This is a genomic window from Streptococcus sp. FSL K6-1323, assembly GCF_038630745.1.
In the GTDB taxonomy this organism is placed as follows: domain Bacteria; phylum Bacillota; class Bacilli; order Lactobacillales; family Streptococcaceae; genus Streptococcus; species Streptococcus salivarius_D.
This window is the reverse complement of the sequence record NZ_CP152039.1, coordinates 206,142-222,406: the sequence shown is the minus strand read 5'-3', so window position 1 is coordinate 222,406 and position 16,265 is coordinate 206,142. Positions and strand designations below refer to the sequence as shown.

Sequence of the window (16,265 nt, the reverse complement as noted above, 5' to 3'; positions counted from 1 at the left end):
TCCTAATGATCCTCTAGTTATGACACAGTGGAAGCTTGCAAATAAGTTGCTTTTATTGACTTCAAAAGCCTTGACCGCCTTGAATCTCCCTTTACAATATGTTATCCTTTACATATCATTTAAAATTTGAGGGGTATTTAATTTATGAATCCAGTCGATCAATGGATAACCATTAACGCCAAGTATTTCCCAACAGAACAAGTTCAGTACATCCGTCAACGTCTTGAAGCACTTCCTGAGCAACAACTTTCAATGCTTTACTCAATCAGCTTCCAAGATCCAACAATGTTGTTGATTATTTCACTTCTAGGTGGGACTCTTGGAATTGACCGCTTTTTGTTAGGACAAATTGGTCTCGGTGTTGGTAAACTTTTGACGTGTGGTGGATGTGGTATCTGGTCAATTGTTGACTTATTCCTCATCATGGATGCTACTCGCCAATCAAACGCTCAAAAACTCTTTGCAGTTATTGGCTAATGAAAAACTATTTTACACGCTTGTGGGCCTACCACCAGCGTTTTTTTAGATTATATCTCTTAGTTTTAGTGGCAGTTTATGGAGTCTACCTTTTGCATCTTCCAACACCACTCAGTTTAATCCTAAGACCATTTGGCCTTAAAGCTTGGAGCACAGGCCTAACACGCGCTAGTGTTAGACTCTTACACCTAGATTGGCAAGGAGCCTGGGACTATAATCCACTGATATATCCTCTAGTGGTCTATATCCTAACCTATTTCTTTCTCTTTCCCATCTTTAGTGATAAGAAGATTATAAGGAAATAAAGTAAAGACTCCCATTGCGGTCCCCTTACACTATTGCTATAATTGTAAATTATCAACATTTTTTAATCAAGATATCTGGAGGTTATACACATGAAGCAACAAGATTGGATCGATTTTTTCCAAGCAGTTAATGGTCGTAATCCAAGTATTCAAGAAATGGCTGAAGCAGCTCAGAAAGGCGAGTTTGTCCGAGAAACTCCCAAACAAACTGTCGAAGTAACAGAAACTGTCTCACAAAAAGAGACTGTAGAAACTAAGCAAGATTCAGAAGTTGTTGAACCAGCAGAATCTGCACCATCAACAGAAGTGGTAGAAACTGCCGAAAAAAATGTTGACAGCTATGATGTTGCTGAAGAACCACTCACTAACTCTACAGCAGATGAAGAAGAGACTTTCCAAGCAACTAACCTAGCTCAAGAAAAGCAAGCAAAGACCTTCCAGGAACAAGTTAAACCTGTTGTAGAAACTGCCAGTCAGACTGTTAACCAATTTGCGAATCAAACTGGTGAAACTTTCCAACAAGCAAGCAAAAATCTAAACGAAACTTGGAAGAAACAAGACAAGAAAACCCAAACAAACCTCATCATGTTAGCCATCGCTGATATTCCATTTATCATCTGGGCCCTCGGAATATATTTAATTGGAGTTGCTAGCGATGAAGTTGGGGCAACGTTACCCTTAGCACTTTTCCTCCTAATTTTTTCTTTACCTTTTGTAGCACTTATTATCTTACCAGCCCTCCTAAACAAAACAGACGAGAAATGGCTAGTCTTTGTTTTATCCATCCTCCTAAACTGGACCTTCATCGGTTGGGTCATCCTTCTTGTTGTTTCTATCAATATGAATAAGGAAGCAGAGCGTATCAAACAGCAACAAATGATGATGCAAATGGCCGGGCAACAAGGAAGTTCTGATACATTTAACCCTTTTCAGTAATTAACAACAAATAATTGAAAAAAAGAAAACCCAGAAAAAGTTTCTCTACTTTTCCTAGGTTTTTTCTTTTGCTTTTTAAACTCTTAGTAACCCATCATTCCTGGATCCATAGCTGGTGCTGCTGGAGCCTCTGGTTCAGGTTTGTTGGCAACGACTGCCTCGGTTGTCAAGATAAGACTTGCTACAGAAGCAGCATTTTGGAGGGCAGAACGTGTGACCTTAACAGGGTCGATAATTCCTGCTGCGACCATATCTACCCATTCACCGTTAGCAGCGTTAAAGCCTGTACCAACTGGGCTGTTCTTCAATTTATCGATGATAACTGAACCTTCATAACCAGCGTTATAAGCAATTTGGCGAACTGGCTCTTCCAAGGCACGGAGGACAATATTACGCCCTGTAGCGTCGTCACCTTCAAGATCAAGTTCAGCAACCTTAGCAATGACGTTAACAAGAGCTGTACCACCACCTGCTACGATACCTTCTTCAACAGCGGCACGAGTAGCGTTAAGGGCATCTTCGATACGAAGTTTCATTTCTTTAAGGGCTGTTTCAGTGGCCGCACCAACCTTAACAACTGCAACCCCACCTGACAATTTAGCCAAACGTTCTTGAAGTTTTTCACGGTCAAACTCAGATGTTGTTGTTTCCAATTGAGACTTGATGAGGTTAACACGGTTAGCAATCGCTTCTGCGCTCCCCGCACCTTCAACAATAACTGTGCTATCTTTATCCACAGTTACTTTCGAAGCTTGACCAAGTGCTGCCATAGTTGCGTCCTTAAGCTCAAGACCAAGATCCTCAGTAATGACAGTTGCTCCTGTCAATACGGCAATGTCTTCCAACATCGCTTTACGACGGTCACCAAAGCCAGGTGCCTTAACAGCAACAACATTGAAAGTTCCACGAATCTTGTTAAGAACAAGTGTCGGAAGAGCTTCACCATCCACGTCATCAGCAATGATCAAGAGTGGACGGCTTGTCTTAAGCACTTCTTCCAAGAGTGGAAGGACATCCTGAATATTTGAAATTTTCTTGTCAGTCACAAGGATAAATGGATTATCAAGGTCAGCGACCATTTTTTCATTATCAGTAACCATGTACTGAGAAAGATAACCACGGTCAAACTGCATACCTTCAACCACTTCGAGTTCTGTCTCCATACCACGTGACTCTTCAATAGTGATAACACCGTCATTACCCACACGTTCCATAGCTTCTGAAATGTATTCACCAACTTTTTCAGAACGTGATGAAACCGCTGCGACTTGGGCAATAGCTTCCTTATTAGCAACTGGTTGTGCAATGGCTTTAAGCTCTTCCACAGCTGTAGCTACAGCTGCTTCAATCCCACGACGGATACCGATTGGATTAGCACCAGCCGTTACATTTTTGAGACCTTCACGGACGATAGCCTGTGTCAAAACAGTGGCTGTAGTTGTTCCGTCACCGGCAATATCGTTCGTTTTTGAAGCCACTTCGCTGACAAGCTTAGCACCCATATTTTCAAAGTGATCTTCGAGTTCAATTTCTTTAGCAATTGTCACACCATCATTAGTGATAAGAGGTGAGCCAAAAGCTTTTTCCAAAACCACGTTACGACCTTTAGGACCAAGCGTTACCTTAACCGTATCAGCCAAAGTATCAACACCACGGACCATTGCTGCGCGTGCATCTGATGAAAATTTAATATCTTTTGCCATAGTTACTCCTTCTTTATCTTACTTTATATCTGATTAGCATAGACCTAAGCTAGGACTGCTAAAATATCTGCTTCATGGATAATTGAAACGGAATCATCTCCGTCTTTAACATTGATACCTGCACCATTTTCAACAAGAACTTTATCGCCTGCTGCAACACTAGGTGCAATCAATTCACCAGTAAGAGTACGGATTCCTTCGCCTACTGCCAAAACCTCAGCAGTTTTTGTAGCTTCATGACTGGCTCCTGCCAATACAAAGCCACTAGCTGTTTTTTCTTCTGTTTCTTCAAAACGGACAACGATACGATCACCCAATGGTTTCAATGCCATACCAATTACCTCCAAATGTTATTTATTATTAGTAACGTGTGAAACGTTATTTTTAGCACTCATAAACCACGAGTGCTAATCCATATATTTATTTTAGCACTTGGTCAAAAATAGTCAAGAAAAAACTACCCAAAATCTGAACTTTGGACAGTTTCCTTTTTTGTTTATTAACCGAGTACCAAGGCATCGTCATTGAGGACTTGTCCACTATTTTTGTGGAAGAGGTCCATAAGTTCTGCAACTGTGAGGTTTTTCTTTTCCTCACCTCGCACATCGACGACGATTTTACCATGATAGAGCATGACTAGACGGTTCCCATATTCGATAGCATGTTCCATATTATGGGTAATCATAAGGGTTGTCAATTCTTGTTCTTCAACAATCTTACGTGTCAAATTCATGACCATATCACTTGTCTTAGGATCTAGTGCTGCTGTGTGTTCATCCAAAAGCAAGATTTTTGGACGCACTAAGGTTGCCATAGCAAGTGTCAAGGCCTGACGTTGTCCACCTGACAAGAAATTAGCATCAGTCTTCATACGATTCTCAAGACCAAGACCAAGATCTACCAAGGCTTCCTTGAAGACTTGACGTTCGCTTTCAGTGATAGACTTTTTAAAGAAGCTACGTTTCTTACCACGACGATAAGCAATCGCCATATTTTCTTCGATAGAAAGGTTTGTCGCTGTCCCCATTCGAGGATCTTGGAAAACACGACTAATGTCTTTAGAGCGCTCATCTACAGATGCTTTCTTAATAGATTGCCCCTCCAACAAGATATCCCCCTCATCAATGCTAAGAACACCAGCAATTGAATTCATCAAGGTTGATTTACCAGCACCATTTCCCCCAATAACAGAGATAAAATCTCCCTGCTCAATGTCGAGATCCAAACCACGAAGGACGTGATTTTCATTGACTGTGCCTTTTTCAAAGGTTTTGTGAATCTGTTGTAAACTAAGTAAAGCCATTACTTGTCACCTCCTGGAGTCAAGGATTTGTTAGGTCTGATTTTCAATTTTTGGCGTACTTCTGGCACATAAAGGATGATAGCAAGCAAGATGGCTGAAGCCAATTTCAACATTTGAGCATCAACGTTCATGGCAAGGATAATAACCAAGACCAAACGGTAGAGAACAGCTCCTACGACAATTGACCAGAGGCGTTTGCCAAGTGGTAGATACTTGACGATAACCTCAGCCAAGATGATTGCAGCCAAGCCATTTACGATTGTACCAGTACCCATATTCATATCCGCATAGCCATTGTTTTGAGCTAGGAGGGCCCCTGATAGGGCAATCAAACCATTAGAAATCATGTAGCCAAGAATCTTCATGCGGTCAACCTTGATACCATTAGCTTCACCCATGGCAAGGTTATCACCTGTTGCACGAAGAGCAAGTCCAACCTGTGTATTAAGGAGAACAACCAACATAAGTACTACCAGACTAACAAAAATCAGTCCTAATAGAATCACACCATTCAGCTTAGATAGACCAAGATCCATCACCATAGTCACAAGCGTGTTATGTCCTGAAAGAGAGACATTGGCACTGCCAAGAACCAAAAGGTTAACTGAATAGAGCCCTGTTAAGGTAATAATCCCTGTTAAGAGTGCTGGTATCTTCATTTTCGTATGCATAAAGCCAGACACCGCTCCGGCAAACATACCAGCTACAAAACCACCTAGAGTCGCAAAGATTGGGTTAATCCCACGGATAATCATAATAGTTGTCGTAGCAGCACCAAGTGGGAAGGCCCCCTCAGCTGTCAAATCAGCAAGGTCCAAAATACGAAAGGTAATGAAGACCCCGATAGCCATAATAGCCCAGAGAAGCCCCTGAGAAATGGCTGTTAGCACCACATTTGAAAATCCTTTTTTAGAAGACTTATTGACCTTAAGCTTAATGACACCCTTATCTTTTTTAGCAATTGGTTTGTCATCTTGTGTTGATGCTTTAGATTCCTCGTCACTAATGCTAGAAACATCAATACCAAGTTCTTTAGCCATGTCATGGTTAACCACAACATTTAGGGTTTTAGGATACTCGGCATCGACATCCTTGACCTTCTCACCTCGGAGAACACGGCCTGCCAACTTACCTGTTTGACGTCCAAGCGCTTCATAGTTAGTTCCATAAGTGAACAGGACACCTTTTTCTACACTACCAGCGTCACTACCAACAACTGGAACCTTAGTCTCTTTAGAAAGATCTACCAAGGTATTAATAGCACTAACAATGGTATTATCAGTTGGGATGAAAATCACTTCGGTTTGACTCATCAAGCTCTTGGCTGTGTCTTGGATATCATTGGTTGATGAAATTCCTTTGATAACCGTTTCAATACCAGCTTCCTTGAAGTATTTCTTGGCTTCTTCAACCTGAACTTCTGAGTTACGCTCACTGGTCGTGTACATAATCCCAACTTTTTTAGTGTTTGGAAGGACCTTTTTTAACAACTCGACTTGTTTGTTGATTGGTGACATGTCGCTTGTCCCTGTCACATTTCCTCCAACATTGTCCATAGACTTAACCAATTTAGCTGAAACTGGATCTGTAACAGCTGTAAAGAGAATTGGCTTGTCCTTTGTCAAACTACTCAAAGACTGGGCTGCTGGGGTTGCGATAGCCAACATGACATCATTATCTTCAATAAGCGACTGAGAAATCGTCTGCAAGTTAGACTGATCTCCTTGTGCATTCTGATAATCGATTTTGATGTTCTTACCGTCGACATAACCTTCCTCTTTGAGTTCTTCAATAAACCTTTTACGTGTCGCTGACAAGGAAGGATGTTCCACATATTGGAGCACACCGACGTGAACCAAATCTTTATTAGAAGCATTGGAACATGCTACCAAGAGGACAGCTGTAATGACAGCCATCATACTGACCAAGAATTTCTTCATCTTGTATACCTCTATTTTTTATTCTATCTATTTCCAATTTTCTGTCATCTTTTTTCCGAGACGATAGAGTCAAATGAAAATTAAAAATAGACCACGGTATGAAAAAAACCAGTTAGGACAGGCCCAACTGGTTTTATGCATCTTGACTAGCACAGGCTAGCTTATGTCACCGGTTAGACCTATTCATCTAATCGGCTAATCCATCACAAAATGCTTTAGCTTCATAGATACAAACTGACTGACGCTTGTATCCTGAAACACAAACGTCCTATCTAAAGAAACTAAAGTAATAAAAAGCTTTAAGATTTCCCAAATGGGTCGCTTTGTTAAGCATGTGATGCCTCCGTAGTTATGATAGTTTTAAGTTTACACTATTTAGACAATTCTGTCAAATTGGAATTTACTCTCTTTTCTCTCAATTTATCATTGTCACTGCAAAAGAAAAATCTCTTCCTGCTCTTGCAAGAAAAGATTTTTTAGATTAAGCATCTTGTTCGGTTGTTAAGATAGCGAGTGTTTCAATCAAGTTATCGGCATTAACTTCAATAGTATCACCAGTTGCCTTGATTTTAACTTCGACAATACCCTCGCTGGCTTTTTTACCAACTGTCACACGGATTGGAAGTCCGATAAGGTCACTGTCTGAGAATTTAGAACCAACACGCTCATTACGATCATCTGTCAAGACATCATAACCTTCAGCCATAAGAGCAGCTTCCAAACGTTCTGTCAAAGCATTGGCTTCCTCATCCTTAGTGTTAACTGTAATCAAGTGAACATCATATGGAGCCAATTCTTTAGGGAAGTTAATTCCCCATGCATAGCGGTATTGACCTTTTGGTGTCTTGTTAACAAAGAGACGTGCATGTTGTTCGATCACAGCTGACAAGATACGGCTAACACCGATACCGTAACATCCCATAATGATTGGAACAGCACGGCCATTTTCATCAAGAACATTAGCACCCATACTTTCAGAGTAACGTGTACCAAGTTTAAAGATATGACCAATCTCGATACCACGCGCAAACTGAAGGACACCTTGACCATCTGGTGAAATTTCACCCTCTTTAACTTCACGAATATCCACGTATTCTGCCTTGAAGTCGCGCTCTGGGTTAACCCCTGTCAAGTGGTAACCATCTTCATTGGCTCCAACGACCGCATTAGCCACATCTTGAACCTTACGGTCCGCAACGATACGAACATTCTCAGGAAGGTTAACTGGACCAAGAGAACCGAAGTTAGCGCCAAAGACTTGACGTGCTTCATCTTCTGTAGCTGGTTCAAGGAAATCAGCAGCAAGGTAGTTTTTCAACTTCACATCGTTAACCTGATCATTACCGACAAGAAGAGCCACCACTGGTTCATCATCAGCAATGAAAAGCAAAGTCTTGACGGTTTGTTCTTCTGGAACATTCAAGAAAGCAGCAACTTCATCAATTGACTTGCAATCTGGTGTTTCAACACGAGTCACTTCTTCTTGAGTCACAACCTTAGTCGCTGGTGTGTAGGCATTTGTTGCCATCTCAAGGTTAGCTGCATAGCTTGACTCTGTAGAGTAGGCAATTGTGTCTTCACCAGATACCAACCATGATGTCAATTCTTTCTTGATTTCTTCCATGACATCTTCTGGAATCTCATCCAATGAAGCAATTGACTTGTCAAGAACTACCCAACGGTTGAGATCTGTACGCTCAGGAGTAACCGCCATAAATTCTTGAGAATCCTTACCACCCATGGCACCACCATCACCGATGATACCCTTAAATTCAAGGCCAGCACGTGTAAAGATAGCCTCATAAGCTTTACGGTAGTCTTCATAAGTGACATCCAAATCTTCATAGTTTTGGTGGAAACTATAAGCATCCTTCATGATAAATTCACGTGTACGAAGAAGACCGTTACGAGGACGTTTTTCATCACGGTATTTTGATTGGATTTGGTAGAGATTAAGTGGCAATTGTTTGTATGATTTAACCGCATCACGAACCAAGGCTGTAAACGTTTCTTCGTGAGTTGGACCGAGGATAAAGTCAGATTTATCACGGTTTTTAAGTTTATAAAGGTCTTCACCGTAAGTTTCATAACGGCCTGACTCACGCCACAAATCTGCTGTCAAAAGCGCTGGCGCCAACATTTCAACCGCACCGATTTTTTCAAACTCCTCACGCATGATGGTTTTGAATTTCTCGATAGCACGATTTGCCAATGGCATATAAGCATAGATACCAGCAGAAACCTGACGCACGTAACCCGCACGTACCATAAGGGCATGACTGATAACTTGAGCATCACTTGGCATTTCACGAAGTGTTGGAATCAACATTTTACTTTGTTTCATCATTTACATACTAAGGAGGCTGGCCCTTGGGTCAAGTCCCTTAGACTTCCTTTCGTTTCTTTGTTTCTAATTAAAAGAAAGCACGCATAATATCATTCCAAGTGACTGCAATCATAAGAACAACCATGATGGCAACACCTGCAAGTGTAATATAGCTTTCAATTTCTTGATTAAGTGGTTTACGACGAATGGCTTCAATAATATTCATAACAATTTTTCCACCGTCAAGGGCTGGAATTGGGATAAGATTGAAAATTCCCAGGTTAATTGAGAGCATCCCCATAAGGTTAAGAATGGAAATCAAGCCATTTTCTGAAGCCTGGGCAGACATCTGGAACATAGCAACCGGTCCACCAAGTTTATTCAAACTAAAGTTGGTGATAAGTCCCTTAAGTGCTACGAGAATTTTGAAGGCCCCTTCCCAAGCCATTTGGAAACCACCAAAAATCTTATCTTTAAGACCTGTTTTTAAAGCAGGAGAAACACCCAAAAAGTAGCTACCTTGGTTCTCCTGAGGTTTAACAGAGATTGTTTCTTCCTGACCGTTACTTCTCTTAACTGTCACAGAAAGGCTGTCACCTTTGGAGAATTTCTGGGTATTCTCTGTCAATGCTTCCTTCAAGCTGTCCCAATCAGTAACCTTGTCCTTATTGATAGCCTCGATAGCATCACCATTTTTCAAGCCTGCCACCTGAGCAGCGCCTCCATCGGCTACCTGGATACGGTTGGTCGATGTATCTTGAACGCCACCCTGAACAAAGGCTAAGATAATAAAGACAAGCACCCCAAGAATGAAGTTATTCATAGGACCAGCAAAGTTGGTAATTAAACGTCCCCAAATGCTTGCATTTTGATATTGGACATCCTTAGGAGCGATACGAAGTTCTGTACCATCCTCCTCAACGATAGTGGCATCATGATCAACCTCATAGGTCTTGGTCTCATCTAGGACTAGACCTGTAATGGTTAACTTATCCTCCAAATCATAGGCAGTGACGTTCATAGGCAAAGCCGTCTGGTCAACCTGGCGATCCGAAAGGTTGATACGTCTTACCTTACCATCTGATCCAATCGTTAGACTGGCAGGGCTACCTGTTTTAATCTCAGTTGTATCTTCACCCCAACCAGCCATACGGACATAACCACCCAAAGGGAGGATACGGATAGTATAAACGGTACCATCCTTACCTGTATGTGCAAAAATTTTCGGTCCCATACCAATGGCAAATTCACGAACCAAAATTCCTGAGCGTTTGGCAAAAAAGAAATGACCAAATTCATGGAAGACGACAATCACACAGAAAATCAGTAAAAAGGTAATAATAGCTTTCATCTAGACACCTCCACTCTTAAAAAAGTCCTAGGAAGTGCATGATTGGGAAAACGAAGATCCAGCTATCGCAACGGTCCAAAACACCACCGTGTCCAGGAATGAGATTGCCTGAGTCTTTAACGCCAAAGTGGCGTTTAATAGCTGATTCTACCAAATCACCAAATTGACCAAAGATACTAAAGAGAATAGTACAGATAAGCAACCAGAAGAAGCTGTGAGGAGCATAAACTCCGTGGTTGATCAAACCAAAGATAAGGGCTACAATGATTGCTGATAAGATACCACCGACACTACCTTCAATAGTCTTGTTTGGTGATACTTTTGACAATAGCTTGTTCTGACCAAATTGACGACCAAAGAGGTAGGCACCAATATCTGTTGCCCAAACAATAAAAAGGGCAAAAAGAACTTTTTCCCAGCTATCCATACGTGCCGCAATAAGATTTTGGAAACCAAAACCAACATAAAAGGCTGAAGCAATGGGATAAGCTGCATCATCAAAAGAATAGTGGTCGCTATTAAGGACAGTTCCTGCTAGAATCAAAAATGAAATAACAGCAAATCCTGTCACACTAGCATTTGTTGGAAGGCTGATAAAATACTGGTCAATCGGAACAGCCAAGATAAAGGCTGCCACCATTGATAAAATACCCTCGATAGAGAAAATCTCCAAGTGCTTCATACGAAGCATCTCAGACACCGCAACCATGGCCATAGCTCCAACTAAAAGTTGGAAAGGAAGACCACCGATAAAGAGCAATGGGAGGAAAATGGCTGCTGCCACACCCCCACCAATTAAACGTTCTTGCATGAGAGGTCCTTTCTAGACACCACCAAAGCGACGGTGACGTTTATTGTAGTCAGAGATAGCTTGACGTAAACCTTTCTGGTCAAAGTCTGGCCAGAAAACATCCGTGAAGTAAAACTCACTATAGGCCGATTGCCAAGGCAAGAAATTACTAAGACGAAGCTCACCACTTGTACGGATAATCAAATCCGGATCACGATAGAGGTAAGGCAACTTGTCTGTCATCAAATGCTTAGCAATAAGATCTTCATCAATAGCTTCAAGAGAGAGTTTGCCTGCTTCAACTTCTTTAGCAATCGCTTGAACTGCAGATACAATCTCCGCACGGCCACCATAGTTAAGTGCAAAATTGAGTACCAAACCAGAATTATGTTTCGTCTGCTCAACTGCTTTTTCAAGAGCATCTAAGGTTTCCTTAGGTAGACGACTATTATCCCCAATAGTTAAAATACGAACATTGTTTTTATCTAATTCTGGTACATACTTGTTAAAAAATTCAACTGGCAAATTCATGATGAATTTCACTTCATCCTGTGGGCGTGACCAGTTTTCAGTTGAGAAGGCATAGACTGTCAATACCTTAACTCCAAGTTGTGACGCTTCGATAGTTACCTTTTGCAAGGCATCCATCCCAGCCTTATGCCCCATCACACGTGGTTGTAGACGTTTTTTAGCCCAACGGCCATTTCCATCCATAATAATGCCAATATGGTTGGGAATATTGACTAGAACCTCTTGATGAGATTTTTTTCTAAATTTAAACATGGAATATCCTCTAAATATAGTTTACCCTTTATTTTACCACATTTTCAGGGGTTCTGAACAGCTTTTAATACCGATAAGATTAGAAAACGCAAAAAGACCAGGATTTAACCTAGTCTCAAATACACATCTTAGTTTTCATCAGAAGACTCAATTGCTGAATCTTCTTCAATAATTGTCTTTTTAGTTGTTTCTGCTGTCTCTGTAGTTGGTGCTGGCGTAATCACTTTCATGATTGAACGACTCAAATCAAAGGTCAAGAAGACACCTTCTGCATCCAAAACGATACGGTTATTCTCTTTATCAATCTCATCAACAACAGCAATCAAACCACCAATTGTTTCAACTTCAGCACCCTTAGCAAGACCTGCAAAACGATCTTCCTGGGCCTTTGCTTGGCGACGACGGCTGAAAGCCACATAAGCAACAATTGCGACCACATAAATGGCCAAAACTAGCATCATATTCATATTTCGTATTCCTCCAATAATTCACTTGGCTACTACTATATCAGATTAAGTCAGGACAAGCAAGACAAATCCTTAGACAGACCACATAAAAACACTTTCCTTATGACGGAAAGTGCTGAATGAGATTACATATCTGCTACGTTGTGATATACCTTTTGAACATCATCGTCTGCTTCAAGCGCATCAATAAGTCCTTCGAAAACTTCAAGGTCTTCACCTTCAAGAGTAACCTCAGTTTGTGGAATCATTTCAAGTTCAGTCACTTGGAACTCTTCTTGTCCGTTAGCACGGAGAGCTTCCAAAGCTTTGTGAAGATCTGTTGGCTCAGTATAAACAGTGATAGTACCATCTTCTGCTTCTACATCTTCAACTTCTACATCTGCTTCAAGCAATTGTTCAAAGATTGCGTCTGCATCTTCACCTGCAAAAACGATAACACCTTTTTTATCAAACATGTATGAAACAGAACCTGAAGCACCCATGTTACCACCGTTTTTACCAAAGGCAGTACGTACGTTAGCAGCTGTACGGTTAACGTTTGAAGTCAAAGTATCTACGATAATCATAGAACCATTTGGTCCAAAACCTTCATAACGTCCTTCAACGAAAGTTTCATCAGTGTTACCTTTAGCCTTATCAATGGCCTTATCAATAACGTGTTTTGGCACTTGCGCTTGTTTAGCACGCTCCAAAACAAATTTCAAAGCTGAGTTTGATTCTGGATCTGGTTCACCTTGTTTAGCAGCCACATAAATTTCGACACCAAACTTAGCGTAAACCTTAGAGTTTGCACCATCTTTAGCAGTTTTCTTAGCAACGATATTAGCCCATTTACGTCCCATGGGATTCACCTCTTCTAAGAGATTTGTATCTCTGATTTGTTTTTTCTTTTTTGAAAATAGCAAAGCTTGCTAAATTCACAATCCCTTACATTATAGCACTTTGACTGCCGTTAGTAAAATTGAAATAAATCCTAAGCATTTATCATATGAAACATTTACTCAGTCCCCTCTCCCAAACGAATAATCTTATCAAAATATGGTTCATTTCCCTTTATAAGATGGTGGGTAACCGTGATATAAGTGATATTAGGATCACTTAATAAAAGGTGCTCAATACGAGTAGCATTATTATGGTCAAGATTTGCAGTGGCTTCATCAAAAATCACAACAGAACTTCCTTTTAAAAACGCTCTTATCAGGCCTATTCTTTGTTTTTGACCCTCCGAAAAGCTACCGTCGCTTACTTGCTCATCTATACGACTTAAGAAAGATAAAAGATTAACTCTTTCAAGAACTTCCTTGATCTGCGTATCAGTAATAACTTCATTCCAAAGAGTTAGATTGTTCCTCAAGGTATCATTATAGATATGAGTTTGACTCCCAACATAGGCACATTTAGACACGATTGAGTTCTCATCAATCTCTTTTGACTCCAATTTTCCAAACAAGATTGTTCCCTCGTAATCTTTAAGATTGCCTAGGAATATATTAAGCAGGGTTGACTTCCCACTACCTGAGCATCCAGTAATAGCATACTTGCCTCCTTTTTTAAAGGTTTGGGTGAATCCCTCAAAAATAGCCTTCTCTCCAAAATGATAACTTACATTCTCAAAATGAACATCCTGAATTGTCGCTATACAAGTCTTTGGACCCTCTGGAAAATCGTGAAATTTTTTTAAGATAGGATTGACAGACTTAATGGTCACTTGCAGCTGATTAATGGTGGATAGAGAGTTAAAAATATTACCTGATATCTGTCCTACTGAGGTAATGGTTCCAACAGTAATATTTCCAAAAATAATTAACAAGCCAGTTAGAAGAAGTATCAACATCTGGGCGATAACTGAAAATAAAGCCATCAGCGTCTCAGTGCTAGTCTTTCTTTTTGTAAAAATAATTTTTTGTACAATATATTTCTCAACAATGGACCTCACTTGTCTAAGAAATATCTGTTTACGACTAGCGTAATAAACATCCGCATATCCATATAACTGATCGCTTATTCCAGAAACAAGCTCCTCATTCGCTTTGGAAAATATCTCCATTGATTTCTGCATTTTATTGGTAAATGGTTTGGGAAGATAAGTCAGACACAAAGTTAAAAAAATGGCTAGCAGAACAATCCTTACATCATAACTTAATAAGGCGATAATTGAAAACAAAGTGGTGAATACTGTTGAACAAAGAGTATAAATACTTGAAAAGCCATTTGATTCAATCAATTGGATATCATTATTTAATACTGAGAGATGCTCTCCAATATCACTCTTTCTAAATTCACTAAAAGAATGGTGAATAATTTTACTAAGATAAGACTGACGAATAGACAAAGTCATTTTTTGGATTAATTTTGTTTGATGTACCGCAATAATATAATTCAAAACTAAATAAATAATGTAAAGACCTACCTCTAGACCTAAGAGAGCTAAAAAAGATTGGATTCGCTTAGATACCAGCTGATTCGTCATTAAAGCTAAGGTTACCGAGGCACTCACGAAAATAGCAGCATTCAGTGCTAACAGTAGGATATGAACTAAATTGTCATACTTGTATTTAAGAATATAGGTTCTCATAGATTTCCTCACAATCTAAATCACCTTGGTATATAATCAGTTGGATAAATTGAAGACATTGGAATACCATATATCCATTGAAAATTAAAAACCATAGTGATGTCGTACTATGGTCTTAGTTTATTCTATTTTTTAACTCACTCTATAAAATTGTCATATAGTGGAATTTAACAACTCTTGATACTCTGATTCCTTAGCAAGCAATAACTTTTCCGCACCTAAAGTCCTAAGAGTTTCTAAACACCCCTCAATTAGATTTCTCCCTTCAGCAACTTCACCCGACTTTATCAAGTAAGACCCCATTACAAATATCAACTCATGTCTTTCATATAAGAGGACCTCAGGAATTCCACTATCATTGACTAAATCTAAATAGTATTTCGCTGAATCTAGTTCATCACGTCGTAAAAATTCATAAGCTGCATTAATAAGAAGACTAATTCGGATTCTTTGATTTGAGTCGCTATTTCCAAAAAGTCTAGTTCTATACACAATCTCCTTGGTCAAAACATTAAGTGTCTGGGTGGAAATAAACGACATACTATTTCCTAATATGATTAACTCTCTTTTTCCCCATTGTTCAATGCTAAAAAGATAGTCTGTTAATTCCCTTACCTTATTTTCATCAACCTCTTTATTTGAAACACTTGCCAAAAAAGATTCTAGCATAATACTGTTATAGAGAAATGATTTGTCTTGTGTGAGCTCAAATTTACGACGCTCTTCTCCAGCGTACTTCTGTAACGATAAACTATCGTTTTGATAATAAGCCTTACTAGCACTTTCTAATAACTTTTCAGTATGAGTCGGATTATCTTGAGATAAAATACCATAGAACTCTTCAATACTGACATCCAATTTATCTAACAAAAGAAAAAATCTAGATAATGAGATATCAGATTCTCCACGTTCAAATTTTGATAAGAAAGATACTGATAAATAATCACTAGCAAGTTCTTTCAATGTCAAATTCTTTGATAAACGAATTTTTTTCAACAAAGCACCCATTTCCACAGGTCCAATCATGATTCATCCTCCTATGCTTGAACTAATTATAGCAACAATCATCCCTAAATTAAAGAGCCACAAAACCCAACTAGCCCGTCCGAAACGTTTAGAATAAAAGTTCGTAAATTAAGCTACAAGAAATCATTAATGGAGAGTTTTAGCCTACAAATGGTTAAAAAAAGACCAGCCAAAGCTGATCTTATCTGATTACGGCTCTATAATTTCTGTAGTGGGTAAAACCACTATAGAGATTATAGAGCTTTTTGAGTATACACAAAAAGTCCCATAAGAACTATAATGA

The 16,265-nt window shown here is 39.7% G+C and carries 15 protein-coding genes; 3 read left to right on the top strand and 12 right to left on the bottom strand.

The window, feature by feature from the left end:
• Positions 1–144 precede the first annotated feature (144 nt).
• The 3 genes from NST80_RS01210 to NST80_RS01200 all read left to right on the top strand — a co-directional run bounded on the left by NST80_RS01210 (position 145) and on the right by NST80_RS01200 (position 1,718).
• Positions 145–477 (top strand): TM2 domain-containing protein, encoded by a 333-nt coding sequence (locus tag NST80_RS01210; RefSeq protein WP_013989998.1) that lies wholly within the window; start codon positions 145–147, stop codon positions 475–477.
• Positions 477–782, top strand: a complete 306-nt coding sequence (locus tag NST80_RS01205; protein ID WP_013989997.1) for a DUF2752 domain-containing protein — start codon at positions 477–479, stop codon at positions 780–782. The genes NST80_RS01210 and NST80_RS01205 overlap by 1 nt, the downstream gene beginning before the upstream one ends.
• 90 nt (positions 783–872) lie before the next feature.
• On the top strand, positions 873–1,718 hold the full coding sequence (locus NST80_RS01200) for a superinfection immunity protein (protein ID WP_045769223.1): 846 nt from the start codon (positions 873–875) through the stop codon (positions 1,716–1,718).
• Between the two features lie 83 nt (positions 1,719–1,801).
• Here NST80_RS01200 and groL read toward each other — a convergent pair whose 3' ends face one another.
• The 12 genes from groL to NST80_RS01140 all read right to left on the bottom strand — a co-directional run bounded on the left by groL (position 1,802) and on the right by NST80_RS01140 (position 15,982).
• Complete coding sequence (gene groL / locus NST80_RS01195) at positions 1,802–3,421, bottom strand: chaperonin GroEL (RefSeq protein WP_049553846.1); 1,620 nt, start codon at positions 3,419–3,421, stop codon at positions 1,802–1,804.
• 44 nt (positions 3,422–3,465) lie between these two features.
• On the bottom strand, positions 3,466–3,753 hold the full coding sequence (gene groES / locus NST80_RS01190) for a co-chaperone GroES (RefSeq protein ID WP_002886462.1): 288 nt from the start codon (positions 3,751–3,753) through the stop codon (positions 3,466–3,468).
• Between the two features lie 167 nt (positions 3,754–3,920).
• Positions 3,921–4,724 carry an ATP-binding cassette domain-containing protein gene (locus tag NST80_RS01185; RefSeq protein ID WP_002883592.1) on the bottom strand — a complete coding sequence of 268 codons (804 nt, stop codon included), beginning with the start codon at positions 4,722–4,724 and terminating at the stop codon, positions 3,921–3,923.
• Complete coding sequence (locus NST80_RS01180; RefSeq protein ID WP_193757476.1) at positions 4,724–6,664, bottom strand: ABC transporter substrate binding protein; 1,941 nt, start codon at positions 6,662–6,664, stop codon at positions 4,724–4,726. Before NST80_RS01180 ends, NST80_RS01185 begins: the two co-directional genes overlap by 1 nt.
• Positions 6,665–7,145: 481 nt before the next feature.
• Positions 7,146–9,008 carry a proline--tRNA ligase gene (locus tag NST80_RS01175; protein WP_175060430.1) on the bottom strand — a complete coding sequence of 621 codons (1,863 nt, stop codon included), beginning with the start codon at positions 9,006–9,008 and terminating at the stop codon, positions 7,146–7,148.
• 70 nt (positions 9,009–9,078) lie between these two features.
• Positions 9,079–10,341, bottom strand: coding sequence for an RIP metalloprotease RseP (gene rseP / locus NST80_RS01170; protein ID WP_064525471.1), 1,263 nt, complete (start codon positions 10,339–10,341; stop codon positions 9,079–9,081).
• Between the two features lie 16 nt (positions 10,342–10,357).
• A complete protein-coding gene (locus NST80_RS01165; protein ID WP_342504620.1) occupies positions 10,358–11,152 on the bottom strand; it encodes a phosphatidate cytidylyltransferase in 795 nt (264 codons plus the stop codon).
• 12 nt (positions 11,153–11,164) lie between these two features.
• Entirely contained in the window at positions 11,165–11,914 is a 750-nt protein-coding gene (locus NST80_RS01160; RefSeq protein WP_060972221.1) for an isoprenyl transferase, read from the bottom strand.
• 128 nt (positions 11,915–12,042) lie between these two features.
• Positions 12,043–12,381: a preprotein translocase subunit YajC gene (locus NST80_RS01155; protein WP_022496558.1), complete on the bottom strand. Its 339-nt coding sequence runs from the start codon at positions 12,379–12,381 to the stop codon at positions 12,043–12,045.
• Between the two features lie 125 nt (positions 12,382–12,506).
• Positions 12,507–13,223 (bottom strand): YebC/PmpR family DNA-binding transcriptional regulator, encoded by a 717-nt coding sequence (locus NST80_RS01150; protein ID WP_002883635.1) that lies wholly within the window; start codon positions 13,221–13,223, stop codon positions 12,507–12,509.
• Positions 13,224–13,378: 155 nt separating this feature from the next.
• Positions 13,379–14,956 (bottom strand): ABC transporter ATP-binding protein, encoded by a 1,578-nt coding sequence (locus NST80_RS01145; RefSeq protein WP_022496557.1) that lies wholly within the window; start codon positions 14,954–14,956, stop codon positions 13,379–13,381.
• Between the two features lie 153 nt (positions 14,957–15,109).
• Positions 15,110–15,982, bottom strand: a complete 873-nt coding sequence (locus NST80_RS01140; RefSeq protein ID WP_037600167.1) for an Rgg/GadR/MutR family transcriptional regulator — start codon at positions 15,980–15,982, stop codon at positions 15,110–15,112.
• Positions 15,983–16,265 lie beyond the last annotated feature (283 nt).

Bases quoted from the DNA above. Each gene is read 5' to 3' on its own strand.
- NST80_RS01160 (WP_060972221.1), bottom strand. From the start codon at position 11,914: ATGTTTAAATTTAGAAAAAAATCTCATCAAGAGGTTCTAGTCAATATT.
- NST80_RS01150 (WP_002883635.1), bottom strand. From the start codon at position 13,223: ATGGGACGTAAATGGGCTAATATCGTTGCTAAGAAAACTGCTAAAGAT.
- groES (WP_002886462.1), bottom strand. From the start codon at position 3,753: ATGGCATTGAAACCATTGGGTGATCGTATCGTTGTCCGTTTTGAAGAA.
- NST80_RS01140 (WP_037600167.1), bottom strand. From the start codon at position 15,982: ATGATTGGACCTGTGGAAATGGGTGCTTTGTTGAAAAAAATTCGTTTA.
- NST80_RS01200 (WP_045769223.1), top strand. From the start codon at position 873: ATGAAGCAACAAGATTGGATCGATTTTTTCCAAGCAGTTAATGGTCGT.
- NST80_RS01155 (WP_022496558.1), bottom strand. From the start codon at position 12,381: ATGAATATGATGCTAGTTTTGGCCATTTATGTGGTCGCAATTGTTGCT.
- rseP (WP_064525471.1), bottom strand. From the start codon at position 10,341: ATGAAAGCTATTATTACCTTTTTACTGATTTTCTGTGTGATTGTCGTC.
- NST80_RS01145 (WP_022496557.1), bottom strand. From the start codon at position 14,956: ATGAGAACCTATATTCTTAAATACAAGTATGACAATTTAGTTCATATC.
- NST80_RS01175 (WP_175060430.1), bottom strand. From the start codon at position 9,008: ATGAAACAAAGTAAAATGTTGATTCCAACACTTCGTGAAATGCCAAGT.
- NST80_RS01210 (WP_013989998.1), top strand. From the start codon at position 145: ATGAATCCAGTCGATCAATGGATAACCATTAACGCCAAGTATTTCCCA.
- NST80_RS01205 (WP_013989997.1), top strand. From the start codon at position 477: ATGAAAAACTATTTTACACGCTTGTGGGCCTACCACCAGCGTTTTTTT.
- NST80_RS01185 (WP_002883592.1), bottom strand. From the start codon at position 4,724: ATGGCTTTACTTAGTTTACAACAGATTCACAAAACCTTTGAAAAAGGC.
- groL (WP_049553846.1), bottom strand. From the start codon at position 3,421: ATGGCAAAAGATATTAAATTTTCATCAGATGCACGCGCAGCAATGGTC.
- NST80_RS01180 (WP_193757476.1), bottom strand. From the start codon at position 6,664: ATGAAGAAATTCTTGGTCAGTATGATGGCTGTCATTACAGCTGTCCTC.
- NST80_RS01165 (WP_342504620.1), bottom strand. From the start codon at position 11,152: ATGCAAGAACGTTTAATTGGTGGGGGTGTGGCAGCAGCCATTTTCCTC.